This is a genomic window from Devosia sp. (assembly GCF_041917035.1).
In the GTDB taxonomy this organism is placed as follows: Bacteria; Pseudomonadota; Alphaproteobacteria; order Rhizobiales; family Devosiaceae; genus Devosia_A.
The window spans coordinates 1-2,581 of record NZ_JAYRYM010000376.1 but is presented as its reverse complement, the minus strand read 5'-3'; the positions used below and the strand labels follow the sequence as shown (position 1 = coordinate 2,581).

At 69.9% G+C, this 2,581-nt stretch carries 3 protein-coding genes; 2 read left to right on the top strand and 1 reads right to left on the bottom strand.

Annotated elements, in window-relative coordinates; all coding sequences use genetic code 11:
* Both ACE3TU_RS21270 and ACE3TU_RS21265 read left to right on the top strand, forming a co-directional pair.
* The coding region (locus ACE3TU_RS21270; RefSeq protein WP_374627858.1) for an ABC transporter substrate-binding protein at window positions 1–682 on the top strand (682 nt) is incomplete at its 5' end.
* Window positions 683–692: 10 nt separating this feature from the next.
* Window positions 693–1,913: a M24 family metallopeptidase gene (locus ACE3TU_RS21265; protein WP_374627857.1), complete on the top strand. Its 1,221-nt coding sequence runs from the start codon at window positions 693–695 to the stop codon at window positions 1,911–1,913.
* Here the strand turns inward: ACE3TU_RS21265 and ACE3TU_RS21260 are convergent.
* A partial coding sequence (locus ACE3TU_RS21260) for a serine hydrolase domain-containing protein (protein WP_374627856.1) occupies window positions 1,885–2,581 on the bottom strand: 697 nt, incomplete at its 5' end. The two genes, ACE3TU_RS21265 and ACE3TU_RS21260, sit on opposite strands and share 29 nt — an antisense overlap.

The following is a 2,581-nucleotide window of genomic DNA, read 5'->3' as shown; positions in this document are numbered from 1 at the left end:
CCAGGCCCTGCGCTACCTGGTCGACTATGACGGCATGGCCAACTCGTTCCTCAAGGGCAGCGCCCAGGTGCACCAGTCGTTCTGGGCCACCGGCTTCTGGGCCTCGTACGACGAGAACCCGTACACTTTCGATCCGGCCAAGGCCAAGGAACTGCTGGCGGCGGCCGGCTATCCGGACGGCTTCTCGCTCGACCTCGACGCGCCGAACTTCGCGCCCTTCACCAACCTGGCCCAGACCGTCCAGGCAACCTTTGCCGAGGGCGGGGTCAAGGTGAACATCGTCTCCTCCGAGATGGCGCCGATGCTGACCAAGTACCGGGCGCGCGAGCACCAGGCGCTGATGGTCTACTGGGGCCCGGACTACATGGACCCGCACACCAATGCCGACGGCTTTGTCACCAACACCGACAACACCGACGCGGCAACCGGCGGCAAGCCGCTCGCCTGGCGCAACAGCTGGGATTCGCCCGAACTCACGGCGATGACCGCGACTGCCGCCAAGGAGCGCGACGAGGCCACCCGCAAGCAGATGTATATCGATCTGCAGAAGAAGGTGCTCGACGACGGCCCGTACATCATCATGTTCCAGTCCACCTCGCAGCGGGCTGAGCGCGCCAATGTCGAGGGCTTCGTCCAGGGCTCGTCCTCGGACATCGTCTACTACAACCTGACCACCAAGTAAGGACGGGAGGGTGCCGGGCTTTCTCGACCGGCACCGTGCCGCCCGGCTGATGCAGGACGAGGGTCTCGACGCCCTCGTCCTCGCCCAGCCGGAATCGATCATCTACGCCACCGGCGCCTTTCCGGGCGTGGCGACATACTGGCGGCGCGCCGGCGCCGCATTCGTGCTGGTCCCGGCCGATCCCGAAGCGCCGCTGGCGGCCGTGGTCGGCGACCTGCAGGCCCGCGACTTCGCACGACAATCCGGCATTGGCGACGTCCGCACGCATCGGCTCTGGGTCGAGACCGGACGCTTCCCCGAACCCTTGCCCGACCTGCCGCTGCGCCAGCCCCGTCCGGCCCAGTACGATCTCGCCGAGGCGCTCGAGCAGTTGCGCGACTGTCTCGCCGCACGCGGCCTCCTCAAGGGCCGGATCGGGCTCGAGCTCGGCTTCGTCCCCGCCGCCGACTACCCGGCCTTCGCCGCCGTTCCGGTCGCCTGGCGCGATTGCACGCGGCTGGTGGAGCGGCTGCGGGCCATCAAGAGACCGGCCGAGATCGAGCGGCTGCGCCATGCGGCGCTCTATGCCCGCGCCGGCCTGACCGACCTGCTCGAGGCCGCCGAACCCGGCATGGACGCCGCGCAGCTGACCGCCATCTGGCGTGCCGGGGCGCTGGCCGAGGCCGAGCGCCGCGGCCACCCGGCGCCGCAGTCGAGCTGGGCCTACATCTCGGTCGCCAGCGACGGCTTTGCGCCCGGCGGCCCGCTCGAGGACGGCGACCTCGTCAAGATCGACGTCGGCTGCGTCGTCGCCGGCTACAGTTCGGATGGCGGGCGCACCGCCGTCGCGGGCACCCCGCACCCCGAGGCACGCCGCATCCATGACGCACTCCGGCGCAGCTTCGATGCTGGTTTCGCCTGCCTCGCGCCCGGCACGCCGCTGGCCGAAATCTACCGGGTGACGGCGACGCGGATGTGGGACCAGGGCTTCGAGGCCTACGGGCGCGGCCATTTCGGCCACGGGGTCGGTGCCTCGATCTGGAGCGAGGAGTGGCCCTTCATCGCCGCCGGGTCCGACGCCGTGCTCGAGCCCGGCATGGTGATGGCCTTCGAGACGCCCTGGTACATCGACGGCCTCGGCGGCTTCATCATCGAGGACCAGGTGCTGATCACCGATGCCGGCTGCGAGGTGATGGCCCCCCTGCCGCGCGACCTGCTGCCGATCAGCCGAGCGCCGCGCCGATCCGCCTGACCGCGGCAAGTGTCGCCTTCGTCCAGCCCGGGTTGACGAAGTGCGGCCAGCTTGAGAGCTTCACCACCACCGTCCGGCGGGCGAAGTCGATGTGGATGAGCTGCCCGAAGACGCCACGCGCCATCAGGTTGCGGCCGACCTCCTCCTCCTCCACCCAGAACTGGTTGCGATAGCCACCGCGCGGCAGCACGGCGTCATAGGGTGCCCCGAACACGGCGTGATCGGCGCTCCGGGTCGCCGCGATCCAGCTCTCGGGCACAATCCCGGCGCCATGGTCGAGGACCATCTGTCCGAAACGACCGTAGTCGCGCAAGGTCGCGCTGAGCCCGCCATCGCCGAGGGCAAAGCCCGCGGCGTCGACGGTGATGTTGCCGCTTTCCTCCATGCCGAGCGGCTGCCAGAGCAGTTCCGACAGCAGGTCGGGGAGCCGCCTGCCGGTCGCCCGCTCCAGTGCCAGCGCCAGGACATCGGTCTCGATCGATCGGTAGGCGAAGCGGCCACCATGCGCGGCCTCGCCAACCTCGAGGCTGCCGATCAGCTCGAGCACCGTGCCCGGCCAATGCGCCCCCGCCGGCGGCGGCTTCCACCCCGCCGCAACATCCAGCCGCGCCATGTCCGATTCGGGGTCGGTGTAGTCCTCGGTGAAGCGCACCCCGCTGGTCATGTCG